19 protein-coding genes are annotated in these 19,915 nt (G+C 70.7%); 15 read left to right on the top strand and 4 right to left on the bottom strand.

The genetic code is table 11. The features are described 5' to 3' along the window. Positions 1-130 precede the first annotated feature (130 nt). The 7 genes from ACZ67M_RS13610 (at position 131) to ACZ67M_RS13580 (ending at position 7,056) form a co-directional block, all read left to right on the top strand. Positions 131-1,180 carry a sugar kinase gene (locus ACZ67M_RS13610; RefSeq protein WP_392099333.1) on the top strand — a complete coding sequence of 350 codons (1,050 nt, stop codon included), beginning with the start codon at positions 131-133 and terminating at the stop codon, positions 1,178-1,180. Then, on the top strand, positions 1,177-1,941 hold the full coding sequence (locus ACZ67M_RS13605; RefSeq protein WP_122615976.1) for an IclR family transcriptional regulator: 765 nt from the start codon (positions 1,177-1,179) through the stop codon (positions 1,939-1,941). Before ACZ67M_RS13610 ends, ACZ67M_RS13605 begins: the two co-directional genes overlap by 4 nt. Continuing rightward, complete coding sequence (locus tag ACZ67M_RS13600) at positions 1,938-2,348, top strand: RidA family protein (RefSeq protein WP_064729579.1); 411 nt, start codon at positions 1,938-1,940, stop codon at positions 2,346-2,348. Before ACZ67M_RS13605 ends, ACZ67M_RS13600 begins: the two co-directional genes overlap by 4 nt. Before the next feature lie 128 nt (positions 2,349-2,476). Continuing rightward, positions 2,477-3,955, top strand: coding sequence for a GntP family permease (locus ACZ67M_RS13595; protein ID WP_385801842.1), 1,479 nt, complete (start codon positions 2,477-2,479; stop codon positions 3,953-3,955). Positions 3,956-4,031: 76 nt separating this feature from the next. Next, positions 4,032-4,667 (top strand): hypothetical protein, encoded by a 636-nt coding sequence (locus ACZ67M_RS13590; protein WP_469850952.1) that lies wholly within the window; start codon positions 4,032-4,034, stop codon positions 4,665-4,667. Between the two features lie 67 nt (positions 4,668-4,734). Next, on the top strand, positions 4,735-6,057 hold the full coding sequence (locus ACZ67M_RS13585; RefSeq protein WP_392010283.1) for an Nramp family divalent metal transporter: 1,323 nt from the start codon (positions 4,735-4,737) through the stop codon (positions 6,055-6,057). Between the two features lie 270 nt (positions 6,058-6,327). Next, complete coding sequence (locus tag ACZ67M_RS13580; protein WP_361352331.1) at positions 6,328-7,056, top strand: hypothetical protein; 729 nt, start codon at positions 6,328-6,330, stop codon at positions 7,054-7,056. A 42-nt stretch (positions 7,057-7,098) separates the two neighbouring features. On the opposite strand, the gene ACZ67M_RS13575 is transcribed toward ACZ67M_RS13580, so the two are convergent. The 4 genes from ACZ67M_RS13575 to ACZ67M_RS13560 form a co-directional block, all read right to left on the bottom strand. Next, positions 7,099-8,100 (bottom strand): hypothetical protein, encoded by a 1,002-nt coding sequence (locus ACZ67M_RS13575; protein WP_469850950.1) that lies wholly within the window; start codon positions 8,098-8,100, stop codon positions 7,099-7,101. A 300-nt stretch (positions 8,101-8,400) separates the two neighbouring features. Beyond that, entirely contained in the window at positions 8,401-9,651 is a 1,251-nt protein-coding gene (locus ACZ67M_RS13570) for a hypothetical protein (RefSeq protein ID WP_469850949.1), read from the bottom strand. A 56-nt stretch (positions 9,652-9,707) separates the two neighbouring features. Then, positions 9,708-10,217 (bottom strand): SigE family RNA polymerase sigma factor, encoded by a 510-nt coding sequence (locus ACZ67M_RS13565; protein ID WP_469850947.1) that lies wholly within the window; start codon positions 10,215-10,217, stop codon positions 9,708-9,710. A gap of 191 nt (positions 10,218-10,408) precedes the next feature. Continuing rightward, positions 10,409-12,121 carry a chitinase gene (locus ACZ67M_RS13560; RefSeq protein WP_392234619.1) on the bottom strand — a complete coding sequence of 571 codons (1,713 nt, stop codon included), beginning with the start codon at positions 12,119-12,121 and terminating at the stop codon, positions 10,409-10,411. 329 nt (positions 12,122-12,450) lie between these two features. Here ACZ67M_RS13560 and ACZ67M_RS13555 point away from each other — a divergent pair, with 329 nt between their 5' ends. The 8 genes from ACZ67M_RS13555 to ACZ67M_RS13520 all read left to right on the top strand — a co-directional run bounded on the left by ACZ67M_RS13555 (position 12,451) and on the right by ACZ67M_RS13520 (position 19,648). After that, complete coding sequence (locus tag ACZ67M_RS13555) at positions 12,451-13,344, top strand: hypothetical protein (protein ID WP_361353598.1); 894 nt, start codon at positions 12,451-12,453, stop codon at positions 13,342-13,344. Between the two features lie 71 nt (positions 13,345-13,415). Continuing rightward, on the top strand, positions 13,416-14,123 hold the full coding sequence (gene cpaB, locus ACZ67M_RS13550; protein ID WP_361352316.1) for a Flp pilus assembly protein CpaB: 708 nt from the start codon (positions 13,416-13,418) through the stop codon (positions 14,121-14,123). Between the two features lie 8 nt (positions 14,124-14,131). Continuing rightward, positions 14,132-15,388, top strand: a complete 1,257-nt coding sequence (locus ACZ67M_RS13545; protein WP_361352313.1) for a CpaE/TadZ family protein — start codon at positions 14,132-14,134, stop codon at positions 15,386-15,388. A 245-nt stretch (positions 15,389-15,633) separates the two neighbouring features. Next, on the top strand, positions 15,634-15,963 hold the full coding sequence (locus ACZ67M_RS13540; RefSeq protein ID WP_260474434.1) for a pilus assembly protein: 330 nt from the start codon (positions 15,634-15,636) through the stop codon (positions 15,961-15,963). Between the two features lies 1 nt (position 15,964). Further along, positions 15,965-16,381, top strand: a complete 417-nt coding sequence (locus ACZ67M_RS13535; protein WP_382805938.1) for a TadE/TadG family type IV pilus assembly protein — start codon at positions 15,965-15,967, stop codon at positions 16,379-16,381. Between the two features lie 18 nt (positions 16,382-16,399). Then, positions 16,400-17,737, top strand: a complete 1,338-nt coding sequence (locus tag ACZ67M_RS13530; protein ID WP_122615988.1) for a CpaF family protein — start codon at positions 16,400-16,402, stop codon at positions 17,735-17,737. 55 nt (positions 17,738-17,792) lie between these two features. Next, positions 17,793-18,737, top strand: a complete 945-nt coding sequence (locus ACZ67M_RS13525; RefSeq protein WP_361352308.1) for a type II secretion system F family protein — start codon at positions 17,793-17,795, stop codon at positions 18,735-18,737. Between the two features lie 11 nt (positions 18,738-18,748). Then, a complete protein-coding gene (locus ACZ67M_RS13520; RefSeq protein ID WP_361352305.1) occupies positions 18,749-19,648 on the top strand; it encodes a DUF5936 domain-containing protein in 900 nt (299 codons plus the stop codon). Positions 19,649-19,915 lie beyond the last annotated feature (267 nt).

Raw genomic sequence — 19,915 nt, 5'->3', positions numbered from 1 at the left:
GTCGCTTACTGGTGTCTAACATCTCGGCCAACGCGGGGTCAACGGATCCCCCGAGACCCGAGAGGCCCGCGCGAGCCGCGGACCCGCGGACCCCGAAGACCCACAGAGCCGCAAGGGAGCCCCCACCATCGTGACCGCCACCGGACCCACCAGCACCGCCCCCGACGTCGTGGACGTCGTCGCGCTCGGCGAGTCCATGGTCACCTTCCTGCCCTCGCGGCCGGGGCGCCTCGCCGACGTCCCCTCCTTCGACCGGGCCATCGGCGGCGCCGAGTCCAACGTGGCCTGCGTGCTCGCCGCAGCCGGGCACACCACCCGCTGGGCCGGCCGGGTCGGCGCCGACGGCTTCGGCGACCACCTCGTCGAGGCCATCGGCGCCTGGGGCGTGGACGTCTCCCTCGTCCGCCGGGACCCCGGCCGCCCCACCGGGATCTACTTCCGCACCGCCGGCGACCGCGCCACCGACGCCCACGAGGTCGCGTACTACCGGGCGGGCTCCGCGGCCTCCGCGATGTCCGTGCACACCATGGACCTCGACGCCCTCCGCTCCGGCCGCGTCCTGCACGTGTCCGGCATCACGCCCGCGCTCTCCGCGGACTGCCTCGGCCTGATGCGCGAACTCACCGCCCGGCACCCCGGTCGCGCCCGGGGACCCCTCGTCTCGTTCGACGTCAACCACCGCCCGGGCCTGTGGCGCGAGTCCGGGGAGGCCCCCGAGGTACTGCTCGAACTGGCCCGCGGCGCCGACATCGTCTTCGTCGGCGACGACGAGGCCTGGGGTCTCGGCGGCCCCGAGGCCGTGCGCGCCGCGCTGCCCGAGCCCGCCGTCCTCGTCGTCAAGCAGGGCGCGACCGGTGCCACCGCCTTCCACGGCACGGAGGCCACCTCCGTCCCCGCCCTCACCGTCGACGTCGTCGCCGCGGTCGGCGCGGGCGACGCCTTCGCCGCCGGGTTCCTCTCCGCCACCCTGCGCGGACTGCCCGTGCGCGAGCGGCTGCGCCACGGCCACCTCATGGCCGCCGCCGCCCTCACCGTCCCCGGCGACCTCGCCACGCCCCCCGCCCGCGACCACGCCGACCGCCTCGCCGCCCTCGACGACGCGGCGTGGGGGAGACTGCGACTCGGCCCCGGCTGGACCCAGGCCGGCGAGAGGGCCGACGAGGAGGCACGCACACCATGAGTCAGACCGTCGACCGCGCGCTCAGCATCCTGCCGCTGCTCGCCGAGGGCCCCGCCGACCTCGGCCGGGTCGCCGACCGCCTCGGCGTGCACAAGTCCACCGCGCTGCGCCTCCTGCGCACCCTGCACGACCACGGCTTCGTCTACCGCCAGTCCGACCAGCGCTACCGCCTCGGCGCCCGGCTCATCTCCCTCGCCCAGGAGGCGATGGAGAACCTCGACGTCCGGGAGATCGCCCACCCCCACCTCGTACGCCTCAACGAGCAGGTCGGACACACCGTCCATCTCGCCGTCCACGAGGAGGGCGAGGTCCTCTACATCGACAAGGTGGAGAGCCGCTACCCGGTCCGCATGTACTCCCGGATCGGCAAGCCCGTCGCCATCACCGTCGCCGCCGTGGCCAAACTGCTCCTCGCCGACCTCCCCGAGAACGAGCGCCGAGCCGTGGTCGAGCAGCTCGACTACCCCATGTACACGGCCCGTTCCACACCGAACGCCGACGGCTTCCTCAAGGAGCTGGCCAAGGTGCGCGAACAGGGCTGGGCCACCGACCTCGGTGGCCACGAGGAGTCCATCAACTGCGTAGCCGCCCCCATCCGGGGCGCCGACGGCAGGGTGGTCGCCGCGATGTCGGTCTCCGCACCGAACGTCGTCGTCACCGCCGACGAACTCCTCACCCTGCTCCCGCTGGTGCGCCGTACGGCGGACGCCATCAGCGGCGAGTACTCCGGCAGGACCCCAGTCAAGGAAGTCACCACATGACCGACAAGATCGCCCTCACCCCGGCCACCCACACCACCCCGCCGGCCAAGTTCTCCCACGGCGTCCGCAAGGGCAACATCCTCCAGGTCGCCGGCCAGGTCGGCTTCCTCCCCCACGAGGAGGGCAAGGCCCCCACCCCGGCCGGCCCGACCCTGCGCGAGCAGACCCTCCAGACCCTCGCCAACGTCAAGGCGATCCTGGAGGAGGGCGGCTCCTCCTGGGACGACGTGATGATGATCCGCGTCTACCTCACGGACGTGGACCACTTCGCCGAGATGAACGAGATCTACAACGCGTACTTCGCGGAGCAGGGCCTCACCCAGCCGCCCGCCGCGCGCACGACCGTCTACGTCGGCCTCCCCGCCGGCCTGCTGATCGAGATCGACGCGCTCGCCGTCCTGGGCTGACCCTCCCCTCGGCCCTCCGCGTTCCCGAACCGCCTGTCGCACGGCACGGCGCTCCCCGTCCCCAGGGGGCGCCGTGCCGCGCCCCGCCCTGCCCGAAAGCACCATGTGTTTAGCCAGAGGACCCCCGAATGCCCCCTGTGTCCCTCCAGCTCGCCGCCGCCGAGACCCCACCGCACACCGGCGGTCTGCTCACCCTGATCGACGGCACGGCGGGCCTGCTGACCGTCGCCGCGATCGGCATCGTGCTGCTGCTCTTCCTGATCATCAAGGTGCGGCTTCAGCCGTTCGTCGCGCTGCTCGCCGTCTCCATAGCCGTCGGCCTGCTGGCCGGCCTCTCGGTCACCGAACTCTTCGGCACCGTCCAGAAGTCCGACGCCGTCTCCACCATCGAGTCCGGCATGGGCGGCATCCTCGGACACGTCGCCATCATCATCGGCCTGGGCACCATGCTCGGCGCGATCCTCGAAGTCAGCGGCGGCGCACAGGTGCTGGCCTCCCGCCTGCTCGGCCTCTTCGGCGAGAAGCGCGCCCCCCTCGCGATGGGCCTCACCGGCCTCATCTTCGGCATCCCGGTCTTCTTCGACGTCGGCATCTTCGTCCTCGCGCCGATCGTCTATGCCGCCGCCAAGCGCTCCGGCAAGTCGGTGCTGATCTACTGCCTGCCGCTGCTGGCCGGCCTGTCGATGACCCACGCGTTCCTGCCGCCCCACCCCGGTCCGGTCGCCGCCGCCGGGCTGCTGAAGGTGGACCTCGGCTGGGTGATCCTCATGGGCATCGTCTGCGGCATCCCCGCCGTGCTCGCCGCCTGGGTGTTCTCCGCCTGGGTCGGCCGCCGCATCTTCGTGCCCGTCCCGCAGGACATGGTCGAGGCCGCCGACGAGGCCAAGCAGGCCGTCATCGACGAGCAGCGGGCGTCCGGCGTCGAGCCGCACGAGAGCCCGGTCGCGCTCGGCACGGTCCTCGGCATCATCGGCACCCCGCTGGTGCTGATCCTCGCCGCGACCTTCTCCTCCATCGCCCTGGACCCGTCCACGCTCCGCTCGGTCATCGAGTTCTTCGGCAACCCGTTCGTGGCGCTGACCATCGCGCTCTTCCTCGCCTACTACCTGCTCGGCATCCGGCGCGGCTGGTCCCGCAAGTCCCTGGAGACCGTGTCGACGGCCTCGCTGAAGCCGGTCGGCAACATCCTGCTGGTCGTCGGCGCGGGCGGGGTGTTCGGTGCCGTCCTCAAGGGCAGCGGCGTCGCCCAGGCCCTCTCCGACACCTTCAACGACGTCGGCCTCCCGGTGATCGTCCTCGCGTACCTGATCTCCCTGGTGCTGCGGGTCGCGCAGGGCTCGGCGACCGTGGCCATCGTCACGACGGCGGGCATCGTGGCGCCGCTGCTCGCGGAGGGCGACCACTCGCAGGCGTTCGTTGCGCTGGTCATCATGGCCATCTCGGCGGGCTCGATCTTCGCCTCGCACGTCAACGACGGCGGCTTCTGGATGGTCGCCAAGTACTTCGGCATCAGCGAACGGGACACCCTGAAGACGTGGACCGTCCTGGAGAGCGTGCTGTCGCTGGCGGGCTTCGCGGTCGCGGCGGTTCTCAGCCTGTTCGTGTAGGCGCGTGTGTAGGCGTCTGATAACGAAGTCGGGGCCGACTGTGTCCGGCACAGGTTTGTCGACCATACTGCCCGCTGTGGAGCAGCGCAGAGGATCGAGCAGCCAGCCCCTGGAAGGCGCCGGATTCGACCCGGCATTCATCCCCGGGCTCACCGCGCCCGTGTCCGGTGGGCCCGAGGACGTGAGAGGCGAGAAGCCGGACGCGGACGCCGAGGCGGACGCGGACCCGGAGACGGACGGCGTCGAGGACGCCGTACCGTCCGCCCGGGAGTCCGCCGAGGACCTGGCGGAACCGGAGGAGGAGGCGGCCCCGGTGGACGGCCCCGTCTTCGAGGCCGCCGACCGCCGCGCCCGGATCGTCGCCGACCACAAGGGCGTCCGCCTCTCCCTCGACGACCAGGCCTGCGAGTTCCGCTGGGACGAGGTCGGCGCCGTGGAGACCGAGACGGGACGCTTCGGGAAGCGGTTCACCGTCACGGTGCACACGCCGGACCGGCGCTGGTACCCGATCGAGATCGAGGCGGACTCCCGCGGCCGCTTCGCGGAGTGGGAGTCCGCCCTGGACGAGGTCCTGGACGCGTACTTCGAGGACGGCGAGGCGGCAGCGGACGCGGAGCCGGACGCGGAGTCCGACGAGAAGCCCGGCGCGGCCTCGCTCTCCAAGTCCGACGCGAAGCCCGAAGGAAAGTCCCCGGCGGAAGCCGAGGAGTAAGCGCATCGGGTGAAGATCCGCGCACGCCCTCTTGTCCGACCGGCGGCCATGGGCTTTCTTGACCCTCATGGCGGACCTCACGGGCAACACCAGAGACGCGGGCGTGGCGGGCGGGACCGACTCGGCTCCGCGTAAGTCCAGTTGGCGCTACATCGGCCCCGGCATCGTCGTCGCGGCGACCGGGGTCGGTGCCGGCGACCTCGTGGCCACCCTGATCGCGGGCAGCAACTTCGGCTACACGCTGCTGTGGGCCGCGGTCATCGGCTGCCTGGTCAAGATCTCCCTGGCCGAGGCGTGCGGCCGCTGGCACCTGTCCACCGGGACCACGCTCTTCGAGGGCTGGGCGAGCCTCGGCCGCTGGACCACGTGGTTCTTCGCGATATACGCCGTGATCTGGGGTTTCGTCTACGGCGCGGCCGCCATGTCGTCCAGCGCGCTGCCGCTCCAGGCCCTCTTCCCGGACGTGATGGACCTCGAATGGTGGGGCATCGCCTGCGGTCTGGTGGGCCTGGTGTTCGTCTGGTTCAACAAGTACAACGTCTTCGAAAAGGTCATGACGGTCCTGGTGGGCGTCATGTTCGTCGTGACCGTCTACCTGGCGATCCGCGTCACCCCCAACCTCGGCGACGCCTTCGCCGGCCTCCTCCCGGTCCTCCCGGACGAGAAGGACTCGATCCTCAACACCCTCGGCCTGATCGGCGGCGTGGGCGGCACCATCACGCTGGCCGCGTACGGCTACTGGGTCAACGCCAAGGGCTGGACCAACACCGGCTGGATGAAGGTCATGCGCCTGGACAACCGGGTCGCGTACGCCACGACGGGCATCTTCGTCATCGCCATGCTCTTCGTCGGCGCGGAACTGCTGCACTCGGCGAACATCGCCATCGCGAGCGGCGACAAGGGCCTGATCCAGCTCGGCGACATCCTGGAGCAGCAGTACGGCACGGCCACGGGCAAGCTCTTCCTGATCGGCTTCTTCGCCACCTCCTTCACCTCCCTGATCGGCGTCTGGCACGGCGTGAGCCTGATGTTCGCCGACTTCCTGGCGCGCCTGCGGGGCGAGCGCGAGGCACGCGGTGACGAACTGGCCTCCGGCCGCCGCGAACGCTCCTGGGCGTTCCGCGCGTACCTGCTCTGGCTCACCTTCCCGCCCATCGTCCTGCTCTTCCAGGACGAGCCCTTCCGCCTGATCATCATCTACGGCGTCCTGGGCGCCGCCTTCATGCCCTTCCTCGCCCTGACCCTCCTGTGGCTCCTCAACTCCGCCCGCACCCCGCGTGAGTGGCGCAACGGCTGGCTGAGCAACGGCATGCTGACGGTCGCGGGGCTGCTGTTCCTGGTCCTGTGCGTGAAGCAGGTCTGGGACCAGCCGTGGTCGGAGTTCTTCTAGGGGCGCAAGGGGCTGTGGTCAATGCCCGCGAGCACCGTCCGGCACACCCGTAACTCCTTCCAAGACGCCGGGAACGGGGGGAGGATGGCCTCAACCACCGTCCTTGTGGAAGGAATTGCCGTGCACCACCGTGACGCACACCCCTCGCACGCGGCTGACCGGGCCCGCGCCCACTCGACGGCCGCCCGCCCGTCGGCCAGGACCGGCGGGCCCGCGACCGTCCTGCAGAGGCTGCAGCGCGATGCGGGGAACGAGGCTGTGGCTCGCGCGGTGACAGCTGCCAGGACGGACGGGCAGCGGCCCATGGCGGCCGCTCCGCCGGTGCAGCGGGCGGAGTGGAACATGCAGGCCGCGCCCACGGGTGAGTCGACAGGCTTCGGCGGGGCGCTCGACGACACCGACGTCGGGCTGCTCACCGCGGCGGCCCAGAAGGTCCAGGACATCATGGCCAAGGCGCAGGCCAGTGAGAAGAAGGTCCTGCTGTTCATCGGTGTGGGAACGGGCAACCCGGCGGAGGCCTGGGGCAACCCCACCTCCGGCGGCACCGGCGGAATCACCGACGAGAGCCAGCGCTCCCCCGGCTTCCTCTCGAAGGCCGGAGAGGGCTACACGGTGATCTCGGTCAACTTCAACGTCGGCTCCAGCAAGGAGATATCTCAGTCGGGCGACTCCGGCCCCGTCGTGAATCTGACGGTGCCCGCCCGGTTCCCGCTCGACGCGGACGGCAAGAAGAAGGCGGGCGACGCCATGCAGCGCCTCCACCAAGCGGCTGGTATGGCCACCCGTTTCGCCGTCATGAACGCCGTCACACAGGCCGACTACCAGCCCCTGATCGACCTGGTGAACGAAAAGAAGAAGGGCGAGTCCGCCTACCTCAAGTCGTACATGCAGAACGGCGAGACCAGCGCCTTCTCCCCGATGACCAAGAAGAAGGGGATGCACCTCCAAGGCAGCGCGTTCGCGTCCATGGGCGACGTCTTCGCCGCGGACCAGGAGTAGTAGCCAGGCACCCCGGGGGGCGGGCGCACTACCCGGTCACATTCAACGCTTGTTCCACTTATGGCCCGCCCCCTGCCAGCCGGCCTTGTCGGGCGGGGACAACAATGCGCCGTTGTTTGTCGACCGGTGGAGATTCTGTGCCTCGCGGAGGGCATCCGCGAGCTTTTTCCAGTCGATCGCCGCCGCGTTGCCGATCTCCCCGGCCTTCTCGAGATGGGCCGAACGAGGCGTCAGTGAGCCACTCTCAGTCCTGTTGAAGTCGAAACCTGCTCCCGGATCATCTGTCCGATGCTCTCCCAGAGGGCCGAACTCCAAGTTCGCGGGTATGTTCTGCAGGACCTTCGTGAGCGACGCGGTGGATCCGTTGAGATCTCCACGAATCTCATCCACGAAATCGATGAAAGGCCTTGCGGCGGGGTCACCCTCTGCCTTCTTGGCCAGTTCGGCAAGCCAGCTTCGTGAGAGCTTGTGGTGGAGCGAGGTGTCGCTTCCCCACTGGTTGTCCTTGTGCTGCCTCAGTTCCTTGTGAGCGGTACTGACCGAACCGGCGGCCCAGTCGCTGCTGCCGCCGCCGGTCACATCGAACTGCGGCCCGTACTGACTCTTCTGGATTTCCTCGCTGATGTCTTCATTGCAAGCGCCGCCGCGGATCTCCGCAAGGGAATAGACCAACTCCCCGCCCGCGTGGACCCCTGCGTCAGCCAGGATGTCTTCCACCGCGTTGGCGCTCAACTTCCCGAGGGAAGGGAATTGCTGAACGAGGTAGTCCAGGGCCTGCTCGTAGTCGCTCTTCGGTGCGGGCTCGCTGCTGGATTTCGAGTTTTTGGGAGCCTTCTTCTTGGAGACGCGCTGAATCGTGGTTCCCGCAGAGAGCGGGTGACCAGGCTGGCCGAGCATCTGGGCGACTGCGGCATTGCCCGCGTCGGCCTGCAGCGCTGCCAGTCCCGTTGACGGTGCACCGGCCCGAACGGGAAGGGTGGCCCGGCTGCGAGGATGCTCAGCCTGTGTTCGTCCTGGGTCGCTGTGGAAGTGCCTGGTAGTCACGCATATTCCCTTCAGTGCACCATGGAACTGTCGTGCAGCGCTGCTGACTTGTCCAAGGCCTCCGCCGCCTTACGGGGAAGGCACTTTGTGCGTGCACACTACCGGGTCACGTCCCCGGCCCGTCGTCTCGACCGCCGGTCGTGGGGCGGTTGGCCACCACACTCCAGCCACCCGGCCAATTTCCCAGCTCAGGGCCGTCGGCGCCCGGAGAGAAAAGCGCCGCCAAGGCTGTTCTTCCGGGCAGACGGCCATGCCCCGGGGATTGCTCTTTCGGCCCTTGAGAACCTCGCGGTCACCGCGCTATCGCAACGCGTCCCATTCCTCGCTGAGCGCGATCTTCCGCAGCTGCTCCATGGTCAATGCGGGGGCGTCACGGGTGGCGTCCTCGTTCTGGTCGCCGGTGTTGAAGGCGCTGACGACCACGCGGAAGCCCTCCGAACCGGCGCGCAGTGTGTCGGCGGTCCACATCACGACGCCTGAGCCGCCCTTCTCGCCGGGGCTCTGCCGGGTGGCGACGCGAGTGCCGTCGGGCAGGGTCTCGCCGTCGCCGTACAGCTCGCCGGCGACGTCGTCCATGCCGTGCTGCACGTTGATCTGGACGAGGCTCGCGCCCCGTCCGTCGTCCACGACGACGTACGCGTACTCGGACTCCTGCCCGCCCCGTGCGACGACGTTCAGCTTCTCGGGGAGCAGCCGGGCGAGGAGGTCGGCGACGGCCTTCCCGGAGGCGGCCCGGGGCTGCTCGGCGCTCGGCGTGGCCGACGGCTTGCCGGCCTCCGGGATGGCGTCGGCCACCTGGCGCCACACCCCGGCGGTGACGATCCCCCGCAACTGCGCGTTCGTCAGGGGAGGTTCGTCGCGGCTGACCGGGGCGCCCTTCTGGGCGGGGGAGTTCCACTCGGACAGGGTGACGTGATGCCCCTCGGCGGTCACCAGGTCGGCGGTCCAGAGCTTGGTCTCCGCGCGGCGGTCCGGATACTCGTAGCCCCGGTACAACCGGAGCAGTGAGCCGTCGGCCAGCCGGTCGGTGACGCAGTCGTCGTAGTCCGTGAGGTTCTTGTCGGGGCACTTCCCCAAGTCGCGGACCTGTTCGCTCCCCGGCCGGAGCCGCTCGACGCCCAGGGAGATCGCGACGGCCCCGGCGCTGTCGTCGAACACGAGCGCCGCGGTCGGTCCGGACCGGTCGTGCGTCCCCCTGGCTGCCTCCTGGCTGGTCACGCCCTTGGGCAGTTGAGCCTTGAGTTCCCGCAGCAGGTCGTCGCCCGAGTAGGCGGTCGTGGCGGCGGTCGGCGCGCCGTTCGAGGAGACGCTGGACCGCGCGGGCCCGGCCGGTTCGTCAGCCGGCAGGACCAGGGCCCCGCCCACCCCGGCCAGGGCGACCCCGGCCACCCCGCCCACCACGGCCGTCCTGCGACGCAGACGCGCCCGCCGCCCCCGGACCCGCCCGGCGGTGACGAGGGCACCCCGGTCGGCCTCGAAGCCGTCACCGGCGTCGCGCAGGGCGGCGGAGAGCCGGTCCTCGAACGCATCCCGGCCATCTTTTCGGGGCATGGCAAAACCACCCTTTCCACGAGGTGAGAAGAACCGAACGGCGGCGGCCGCGGCTCTCAAGGTCTGGCGTACTCCGACAGGTCCTCGCCCAGCAGCTCCCGCAGCCGCGCGAGCGCCCGCGAGCACCGGGTCCGCACCGCCGCCGAACTGACGCCGAGTACGTCGGCGGTCTGCTCGACCGACCGGTCCTCCCAGTACCGCAGGACGACGACGGCCCGGTCCTTGGCGGGCAGCCGCGCGAGCGCGTCCAGCAGCGTCACCCGCAGCGACGCGTCCCCGTCACCGGCGCCCGGCAGATCGGGGAAGACGTCGGTCGCCCGCTCCCCGCTGCTGCGCCGCCGCTGATGGGCGAGAAAGGTCCGCGTGAGCACGGTCTGCGCGTACGCGGCGGGGTTGTCCACCCGCGCCACCCGCGCCCACCGCAGGTACAGCCGGCCGAGGGCCTCCTGCACCAGGTCCTCGGCCAGATGCGTGTCCCCGGCGGTGAGCAGACAGGCGGACCGGTACAGATGCCCGGCCCGCGCCCCCGCGAACTCGGCGTACTCGTCCGCCCGCCCCTGCCTCATGAACACGTTTCCCCCGGCCCACCGCTGTAGCGAACTGCCTTCACCTCATTGATGCGGCGGACCCCGGGAAATGTTTCATACGAACCTCACAGCAGGTGGGTCGCTCTGCCCGGTGGTCCCACCACATGGGAAGGCCCCTGCCCGCGGTGACGCGGGCAGGGGCCGGAGCCGGATCGCCGGATCGGTCGCCCCTACGGGAGGCCGTCCACGTGCGGGCCCACCGCGTTCGACCACGCGTTGCCCGACGTCGCGTCCCAGTTCGTGGACCAGGTCATCGCGCCGCGCAGGGCCGGGTACGTCCTGGACGGCTTGAAGGAGCCGCAGTTGGTCGCCTTGGTGAGGCAGTCCAGGGCGGCGTTGACCACCGACGGGGCCACGTAGCCGCCGCCCGCCGCGCGGGTGGAGGCCGGGAGGCCGAGGCCCACCTGGGACGGGTCGAGGCCGTTCTCCAGCTGGATGCAGGCCAGGGCGGTGAGGAAGTCCACCGTGCCCTGGGCGTAGACCTTGCCGTCGCAGCCGAGCATCGTGCCGCTGTTGTAGTACTGCATGTTGACGACCGTGAGGATGTCCTTCACGTTCAGCGCCGTGCGGAAGTAGCCGCCCGAGGTGGACTGCATGTCGATCGTCTGCGGGGCCATCGTGAGGATCATGTCCGCGCCCGCCTTCGCCGACAGCGCGCGCAGGGCCTGCGTCATGTAGGTCGCGTTGAGGCCGTTCTCCAGGTCGATGTCGACGCCGTCGAAGCCGTACTCCTGCATCACGCCGTACACCGAGTTCGCGAAGTTGGTCGCGGAGGCCGAGTCGTTCACCGAGACGGTGCCCTTCTCGCCGCCCACCGAGATGATGACCTTCTTCCCCGCGGCCTGCTTTGCGCGGACGTCCGCCTTGAACTGGTCGACCGTGTAGCCGCCGAGCCCGGCCGAGTCGAGGTTGAAGGTCACCGCGCCCGGCGTCGTGGTCGCGTCGGCGAAGGCCACCGCGATGATGTCGTACGCGGCCGGCACGTCGGAGATCTTCTGGACCGCCGCCCCGTTGTTGAAGTTCTGCCAGTAGCCGGTCACCGCGTGCTTGGGCAGGTCGCCGCCCCCGCCGCCCTGCTCCGTGGTCCGGGCCGTCACCGCCGCCGACTTCGCCGACTCGCCGGCCGCGTTGACCGCCGTGACCTGGAAGGAGTACGACGTCGAGGCCGCGAGACCGGTCACCGTCGCCGACGTGCCGGTCACCGCCGTCACCTTCGTACCGCCGCGGTAGATGTTGTACCCGGTGGCGCCCGACACCGCGTTCCAGGCCAGCGACGCGGTCGAGGACGTCGTGCCGGAGACGCTCAGGCCGGCCGGGGCCGACGGGACCGTGGGCTCGGGGTCCGTGCCGCCGCCGCCGTCGGGGCCGAAGACGGACAGGTCGTCCACGTGATAGGCCGACTGCCCGTACCAGCCGTGCGTGTACACGGAGACCGAGGTCGTCGAGGACCCGGTGGTGAAGCTCGTCGTCAGCTGCTTCCAGGAGGCCGAGTCCGGGGTCCAGGTGGACACGTCCGTCGTGCCCGTGCCCGTCACGCCCAGGTAGGAGTACCCGCCCTGCACCCACGCGCTCAGTGTGTACGTCGAGTTGGGCTTGACCGCGACGCTCTGCGAACAGCGGGCGTTGTCCTGACCGGCCGGCGTGGCCTTCAGCGCCGCGGAGCCCGTGCGTGCGGGGGAGGAGACGGTCGTACCGCTGTTCGCGGAGCAGGTCCAGTTGGACAGACCGGCCTCGAAGCCGGCGTTCTTCGCGTTGTTGACGTCGGCGGCGGACGCCTGGCCGACGGCCGTGACCGAGAGGGCGAGCGCCGCGGTGACGGCTCCCGCCCAGAACTTCGTCCGTCTGCCGAGCCGTCTGCCGAGCGGTCTGCGTACGGGCTCCACTGGGGCCTCCGGTGGGGGAGTGGGGACGTTGACGTACAAGTTGGTCCAGACCAATTGCGGTGTCAAGAGGTAGGTCCGGACCAGGCCCGTGGTCCAGTGGCTGCCTTGTGGAAATGCTCAACCTGTCCCGTTTTAAAGCGGCTTGTGCAACATAAGTTGTTCTACAGCTACACAAACGCTGTTCTCCGGTCACAGGCGCGTGGTTAGAGTGCTCACGTAGTCACGCAGTGAAGTCATCCGGGTCTGCCGGGGCACCGCCGACGGACCGATCGGGCAGGGGAGACGGGGAGCCGCGCGTGCCAACCGCCATTGCCGTGACCAGTGCCGACATGGCACTGCCGCCACAGGACGAACGGACCCTGCCCGCGGTCGTGCTCCAGGACGTCGATCAGCGTCCCCTGGAGCACGTGCTGGCCGAGTTCCAGTCCCTCCTCGACCAGTACGGGCACGTCATCGTGGTGTGCTCGCAGGCCGCCCCGGCGGGCGTGGAGCGACGGCTGCACACCGTCCGCGGCCTCCTGGAGAGCGACCGCATCGCCCTGTTCCGGCCCTCCCTGCCACCGCTCGGACTCGCCGTGCTGGCGCGGCAGTTGCGCCAGCTGGCCTCCTGCGACCTCAGTCCCGGCGTGCTCGCCTCGGCCGGCCGCCTCCTCACCCACTACATCCACGCCGGTGCCGTGCTCGGCTCGGTCGCCCGGCTCGACCACGTCCCGGTGGGCCTGAAGACGCACGCCAGGTCCTGGATGCCCGGCAGCCAGTTCGGGGTCGTGGCCCACCCCGTGCCCCAGCTCGTGCGGATCGGCCCCGAAGCGGGCCTGGACGGACCCGAGTTCGGCACCTGGCTGCTGGTCGCCAAGGGACAGCACCCCGCCGACTGGGTCACCGGCACCCTCGCCCCGTCCTGGCGCGTGCAGGGGCTGCGGGAGATGCCGCTGCCCGCCGAGTCGCCCGGCTGGTGGGGGACCGGCCGGCTGACCGAGTTCTGCGCCTACCTGCCCGACCTCTCGGTCCTCTACCAACTGGTCACCTCGGTGCGGCAGAGCGTCTGCCACTGGTGCGGCATCGACGTCATCGGCGACCGCTGCGTGTTCTGCTCGGCCACACCGCCCGTCTACGACGCCCCCGGCGCCAGGGCTCCGGGCCGCGGCGCCGATCCCGCCCTCGGCCACCGCCGCGATCCCGCCCTGGGCCGCCGCCGTGAGAGACGGGCCCTCACCGGGTAGGTCACCAGCGCCCCGTCCGCCCCGCCATCCGATCCGGTCCGACCGATTCCCCCAATGAGGTTGCACGGCTCATGAACTCCCGTCAGCGCCGCGGCATCATCCTGCTGATCCTCTCCGTCCTCTGCGCCCTCGGTGCCTTCGCCGGCGTGCTGTCCGTCGTGAACGACGTGAAGTCCAAGGTCGGACCGGAGGTCGCCGCCTACCGGCTCAAGTCGGACGTGGAGCCCTACACACCGCTGAGCGAGGGGCAGTTCGAGGAGACCGAGATGCCGGAGCGCTGGCTGTCGAAGAACGCCGTCACCGACCTCGACCAGGTCCGGGGCAAGATCGCCGTGACGAGACTGAAGGCGGGCTCGCTGCTCCAGACCGACATGATCGTCGACCAGCCCGCCCTGCGGCCCGGGCAGCAGGAGGTCGCCATCATGATCGACGCGGCCACCGGCGTGGCCGGCAAGATCACGCCGGGCTCGGCCGTCAACGTGTACGCCACCTTCGAGGGCGAGCGCGAGGGCGACCCCGCCCAGTCGAAGATCATCGTCACCAACGCCAAGGTCATCGACGTCGGCGAACTCACCTCACTGGAACCCGACGAGAACAGCCGCGACCGGGAGCCCACCGACGCCGTCCCGATCACCTTCGCACTGTCCACCATCGACGCCCAGCGCATCACCTACGCCGAGTCGTTCGCCCAGCGCGTCCGGCTCGCGCTCGTCGCGCCCGGCGGCTCCACCACGGTCCCGGACAAGGACCGGACGTACGAACTCGCGAAGGACAAGTGAGAGCCCGTATGGCCACGAGGATCCTCCCCGCAGTCGGCGACGTGGACGCCGTACGGTCCCTCACCACCCTGCTCAGCCAGCTCCCGGACGCCGAACCGGTCGCCCCGGTGGCCGACTCCACCCAGCTCGTCGACACCCTCGCCCGCCTCGCCGCCGAGTCGGTCGACGAACTGCCCGAGGTCGTGATCGTCCACGAGCGGATCGGCCCGGTGCCGGCCCTGGAGCTGATCCGCGAGGTCGCCCTCCGCTTCCCCGCCGTCGGCGTCATCCTCGTCACCTCCGACCCCGGCCCCGGCCTCTTCCAGGCCGCCATGGACTACGGCGCCCGCGGCCTGGTCGCCCTGCCGCTCGGCTACGAGGAACTCGCCAGCCGCGTCCAGGCGGTGGCCCAGTGGTCGGTGGGCGTACGCCGGCACCTCGGCAGCGGCGGCGACGTTTTCACCGGCGCCGGCGGCACCGTCGTGACCGTCAGCGGCGCCAAGGGCGGCGTGGGCACCACCCTCACCGCCATCCAGCTGGCCCTGGCCGCACAGGCGTCGGGCCGCCCCGCCGCGCTGCTCGACATGGACCTCCAGGCCGGCGACGTCGCCTCCTTCCTGGACGTCCAGTTCCGCCGCTCCGTGGCCGACCTCGCCGCCATCACCGACCTCTCCCCGCGGGTCCTGGCCGACGCCGTCTTCCGGCACGACAGCGGCCTCGCCCTGCTGCTCGCCCCCGGCGAGGGCGAACGCGGCGAGGAGGTCACCGACCGCGCCGCCCGCCAGATCGTCGGCGCCCTGCGCCAGCGCTACGAGGTCGTCGTCATCGACTGCGGCGCCCAGCTCGGCGGGGCCGGCGCGGCCGCCGTGGAGATGGCCGACACCGCGCTCCTGGTCACCACCCCGGACGTGGTCGCCGTACGGGGCGCCAAACGGGCGGTGCGGATGTGGGACCGGCTCCAGATCCGCAAGGCGGAGGAGACGACCGTGGTCGTCAACCGGTACACGCGGGGTACGGAGATCCAGCCCCAGCTGATCCAGCGGATCACCGGCACCGCGATCGCGGGCACCGCCGTCCCCGCCAACTTCAAGGAACTCCAGGGCGCCGTGGACGCCGGCCGGGTCCACGAACTCGACTCCCGGAGCACGGTGAAACAGGCCCTGTGGGCCCTCGCCGGTGAACTGGGCCTGGCCGGCGCACCGGAGGAGGCCCGCAAGGGCCACGGCCGCTTCCGCGGCGACCGCGGCTCGGCGAGCTTCCGGCGCCGGAAGGACGGTGCGGGATGAGCGGGTTACGGGACGGATCGGCCGGGTCGGTTGGATCGGCCGGGTCGGTTGGGACGGCCGGGTCGGTTGGGTCGGCCGGGTCGGTTGGGTCGGCCGGATCGGTCGGGTTGGCCGGATCGTGTGGATCGGTCGGGTCGATCGGATCGCGCGGGTCGGGTCGATCGGCCGAATCGGGCGGATCAGGCCGATCCGGGGAATCCGGGGACTCCTGGGACTCCGGTCAGGTGACCATCGAGTTCCTCGGCATGATCCCGGCGATCGTCGCCACGCTGGTGGTGCTGTGGCAGCTCGTTCTCGTGGGATACACGTACACGCTCGCGGGGAATGCTGCGGACGAGGCGGTACGGGCGGCCACGGCGGCCGACCGCGGGGCGAGGCAGGGAGCCTGCCAGGACGCCGGCCGGGACAAGCTGCCGGGCGCGTGGGAGGGGGGCGCCGGAGTGGACTGCGGCACCGCGGGCGGCTACGTCACCGCCGACGTGCGCATCGAGGTCCCCATCCTCTTCCCGGGCACCGTCAGCTTCCCGTTCACCGTGCACGGGCACGCGGGGGCGGTCGAGGAGGAGGACGACTGAGATGGCGTACTCCACAGGCTCGTACCGCAGAGGCTCCTACCGCAGGGGCCCGTACTCCAGCGGCCCGGGCGGCGGGCGAGCGAGGGACCGGGGCCAGGCGGCCATCGAGTACCTCGGCTTCGTGCCGATCCTGATCATCGTCGGCATGGCCGTCGTACAGCTGGGCCTGATCGCCTACACCGCCCAGCAAGCCGGCACCGCGGCCCGCGCCGGGGCCCGCAGCGCCTCGCTCCAGGAGAGCGCCCAGGGCGCCTGCGCGGCGGCCGTCAGCAGCTGGCTGGCGGACGGCACCTCCTGCCCGCCCTCGTACGGCGGCGACGAGGTGACGGTCACCGCCACCGTCGACATCCCCTCCATCGTCCCCGGTTGGGACTTCGACCCCGCCACCCGGACGGCCACCATGCCGCTGGACCACTGACCGAGGAGCCGAGGACGCATGAGCCTGCGCGCACGCATCCACTCGCCCGAGGAGCACGGCGGCCGGGGCGAGGACGGACACCTGGTCGCCTCCTACCGGGCCAAGCTCCTGGAGGAGATCGACCTCGCGGAGATGAGTTCCCTCGCGATGGCCGAACGACGGGCCCGGCTGGAACGGGTCCTCGGCCACATCATCAGCCGCGAGGGCCCGGTCCTGTCCACGGTCGAACGCTCCCAGCTGATCCGCCGGGTGGTGGACGAGGCCCTCGGCCTCGGCATCCTGGAACCGCTCCTGGAGGACGCGTCCGTCACGGAGATCATGGTCAACGGCCCCGACGCGATCTTCGTCGAGCGCGGCGGCCGCGTAGAACAGCTCCCGCTCCGCTTCGCCTCCCACGACCAGCTGATGCAGACCATCGAGCGGATCGTCTCCACGGTCAACCGCCGCGTGGACGAGTCGAACCCCATGGTCGACGCCCGCCTCCCCTCCGGCGAGCGCGTCAACGTCATCATCCCCCCGCTCTCCCTCACCGGCGCCACCCTCACCATCCGCCGCTTCCCGCGCTCCTTCACCCTGCACGAGCTGATCGGCCTCGGCTCGCTCGACGAGCACATGCTGTACCTGCTGGCCGGCCTCGTGCAGGCCCGCTTCAACATCATCGTCTCGGGTGCCACGGGCACCGGGAAGACGACGCTCCTCAACGCCCTGTCCGGCCTGATCCCCGAGTCCGACCGCATCATCACCATCGAGGACTCGGCGGAACTCCAGCTCCAGCAGGCCCACGTCATCCGCCTGGAGTCGCGCCCGCCCAACGTCGAGGGCCAGGGCCGCGTCACCATCCGCGACCTGGTCCGCAACTCCCTCCGTATGCGCCCCGACCGCATCGTCGTCGGCGAGGTCCGCGGCGGCGAGTCCCTGGACATGCTCCAGGCCATGTCGACGGGCCACGACGGCTCACTCGCCACGGTCCACGCCAACAGCGCGGAGGACGCCCTGATGCGCCTCCAGACCCTGGCCTCGATGTCGGACGTGGAGATCCCGTTCGTCGCCCTGCACGACCAGATCAACAGCTCCGTCGACGTCGTCGTCCAGCTCACCCGCTTCGCCGACGGCGCCCGCCGCATCACCGAGATCGCCCTGCTGGCCAGCCACGGGGGCGAGCCGTACCGCCTGGCCACGGTCGCCCGCTTCAACGCCCGCCCGATGACCGCGGACGGCCGCGTGCACGGCGCGTACGAGTACTTCCCCCTCCCGCACCGCACCGCCGAGCGCCTCTACATGGCCAACCAGCCCGTCCCGCAGGCCTTCGGCGTCGCCCACTCCCTGGACCAGCTCACCACCCGAGAGGCCAGGTAGGACGCCCGATGGAACCAGGTATGACGCAGAGGACGAAACCAGCTAGGACCGCCCGATGAAACTGGAAACGCTCGTCACGCTCACCACCGGCATCACGCTGCTGACCTGCGTCCTGGCGGTCGTCGGCCTGCACTCCTACGCGGCCGGCCGGGCCCAGCGCGCCGCCCTGGTCGACCGCCTCGCGGCCACCGGGCAGATACCTGTCATCGGCCGGCGGCGCCGCTTCCCCACCCTGGACCGCCGCCTGCGCCGCACCAAGCTCGGCAGGAAGCTGGAACTGCGCCTGGCCGCCACCGGCCTGGACGTCACGCCCGGCGAGTTCTTCGCCTGCATGGTCGCGGCGGTGGCCGGCCTGTGGCTGGTGGGCCAGGCCGTCCTGGCCCCCTTCTTCGGCCCGCTCGCCGGACTCCTGGGCATCGGCGCCGCCGTCCAGTTCCTCAACTGGCAACGCCAGAAACGCATCGAGAAGTTCATCAACCAGCTGCCCGAACTCGCCCGCATCCTCGCCAACGCCACCCAGGCCGGCCTCGCCCTGCGCACCGCGATCGGCATGGCGGCGGAGGAGCTGGAGGCTCCGGCCGGCGAGGAACTCGGCAAGGTCGCCGACCAACTCGCCATCGGCGCCTCGATGGACGACGCCCTCGGTGAACTCGCCGAGCGCCTCCCCTCCCGCGAACTCGTCGTCCTGGTCACCACCCTCGTCCTCTCCAACCGCGCGGGCGGCCAGGTGGTCAGCGCGCTGCGCAACCTCACGGAGACGCTGGAGGAGCGCAAGGAGACCCGTCGGGAGGTCCGTACGCAACTCTCCCAGGTCAACATGACCTCGTACGCCGTCCCCGTCCTGGGCGTCGGCTCGTTGTTCCTGATGAACGGCGTGAAGGACGGCGCACTGGAACGCATGACGGGCTCCTCGATCGGCCAGGCGGCGGTGATCACCGCCTTCGCCCTCTACGCGGTGGGCTTCGTCCTCATCCGCCGCCTCTCCCGCATCGACGTCTGAGGGGAGCTGGAATGGGACCCGGAATCGAATGGCTCCTCGCCCTCCTCATGGGCGCCGCCGTCTGGGGCGCCTTCGCGGGCGTCCGCATGTACCGGGCGGAGGCGAAACTCCCCGACGACCTCGCCCTCGCCCTGGAGGTGGGCTCCACCCGCACCGGGCCGGTGGACTCCCTCATCGACCGCATGGGCATGCGCTACGCCCCCGCCGTGCTGCGCCTGATGGGCCCGGCCCTGGTGGCCAGGTACCGCCGCAGGATCGACCTGGCGGGCAACCCCGGCGGCCTGACCATCGACCGCTACGCGGCCCGCCGCGCGGTCTACGGCTTCCTGGGCGCGCTGGGCTTCCTGGTCTTCCTGCTCCGCGGCCAGTTCGTGGTCGCCCTCCTCCTCCTGGCCTTCGGCGCGTTCTGGACGGAGGTCGGCATCTGGTCGGCGATCCGCATCCGCAAGGACGTCATCGAACGCACGCTCCCGGACTTCCTGGACGTACTCGCGGTCGTGGTGAGCGCCGGCCTCGGCTTCCGCCAGGCCTTGGACCGCGTGGCGATGCGGTACGAGGGTCCCTGGGCGGACGAACTCCGCATCACACTCCGCCAGATGGACCTCGGCATGAGCCGCCGCCAGGCCTTCGCGGAGCTGCGCCGGCGCAACGACTCCGAACAGGTGGCGATGTTCGTGACGGCGCTCCAGCAGGGCGAGGAACTGGGCGCCCCCATCGTCGAGACCCTGGTCTCGCTGGCCAAGGACATGCGCCGCACCGACGCCCAGAACGCCCGCCGCAAGGCCGCGCGGGCGGTGCCCAAGGCCACGATGATGATCACGACCTTCATGGTCCCGGCCACGATGATCCTCCTCGGCGCGGGCCTGATCCTGGGTTCGGGGACGGACTTCGGAACGATCACGGGCGAGTAGGGAGGGAGGAGGACGCCATGTCGGACACGCGGTCGGTGAAAGGGGGCGGCGTAAACCATCACGGTGCGACTGCACACGAAACGATGACGTCAACAACCAATGATCTATGGCCCAGTCGGGCTACTTCCGTGCAATACCTTTCGCACTTGCAATCTGCTGTGGGAGAGTCGTTGTCTGGTACTCCCGACAGGTCGGGGTCCCAACGGAGCGCGAGGGGGGGGGAGTTCGTGGACGACACGGCACCCGGCACGACCGGCCGGCGACCCG

The organism is Streptomyces sp. NPDC107500 (genome assembly GCF_055582785.1).
This window is presented reverse-complemented; position numbering and strand designations above follow the sequence as displayed.

Excerpts from the sequence above, each read along its gene's own strand:
- ACZ67M_RS13600 (WP_064729579.1), top strand. The coding sequence starts at position 1,938 with ATGACCGACAAGATCGCCCTCACCCCGGCCACCCACACCACCCCGCCG.
- ACZ67M_RS13555 (WP_361353598.1), top strand. The coding sequence starts at position 12,451 with ATGGCACTGCCGCCACAGGACGAACGGACCCTGCCCGCGGTCGTGCTC.
- cpaB (WP_361352316.1), top strand. The coding sequence starts at position 13,416 with ATGAACTCCCGTCAGCGCCGCGGCATCATCCTGCTGATCCTCTCCGTC.
- ACZ67M_RS13520 (WP_361352305.1), top strand. The coding sequence starts at position 18,749 with ATGGGACCCGGAATCGAATGGCTCCTCGCCCTCCTCATGGGCGCCGCC.
- ACZ67M_RS13565 (WP_469850947.1), bottom strand. The coding sequence starts at position 10,217 with ATGAGGCAGGGGCGGGCGGACGAGTACGCCGAGTTCGCGGGGGCGCGG.
- ACZ67M_RS13545 (WP_361352313.1), top strand. The coding sequence starts at position 14,132 with ATGGCCACGAGGATCCTCCCCGCAGTCGGCGACGTGGACGCCGTACGG.
- ACZ67M_RS13605 (WP_122615976.1), top strand. The coding sequence starts at position 1,177 with ATGAGTCAGACCGTCGACCGCGCGCTCAGCATCCTGCCGCTGCTCGCC.
- ACZ67M_RS13585 (WP_392010283.1), top strand. The coding sequence starts at position 4,735 with ATGGCGGACCTCACGGGCAACACCAGAGACGCGGGCGTGGCGGGCGGG.
- ACZ67M_RS13570 (WP_469850949.1), bottom strand. The coding sequence starts at position 9,651 with ATGCCCCGAAAAGATGGCCGGGATGCGTTCGAGGACCGGCTCTCCGCC.
- ACZ67M_RS13525 (WP_361352308.1), top strand. The coding sequence starts at position 17,793 with ATGAAACTGGAAACGCTCGTCACGCTCACCACCGGCATCACGCTGCTG.
- ACZ67M_RS13595 (WP_385801842.1), top strand. The coding sequence starts at position 2,477 with ATGCCCCCTGTGTCCCTCCAGCTCGCCGCCGCCGAGACCCCACCGCAC.
- ACZ67M_RS13530 (WP_122615988.1), top strand. The coding sequence starts at position 16,400 with ATGAGCCTGCGCGCACGCATCCACTCGCCCGAGGAGCACGGCGGCCGG.
- ACZ67M_RS13540 (WP_260474434.1), top strand. The coding sequence starts at position 15,634 with ATGATCCCGGCGATCGTCGCCACGCTGGTGGTGCTGTGGCAGCTCGTT.
- ACZ67M_RS13535 (WP_382805938.1), top strand. The coding sequence starts at position 15,965 with ATGGCGTACTCCACAGGCTCGTACCGCAGAGGCTCCTACCGCAGGGGC.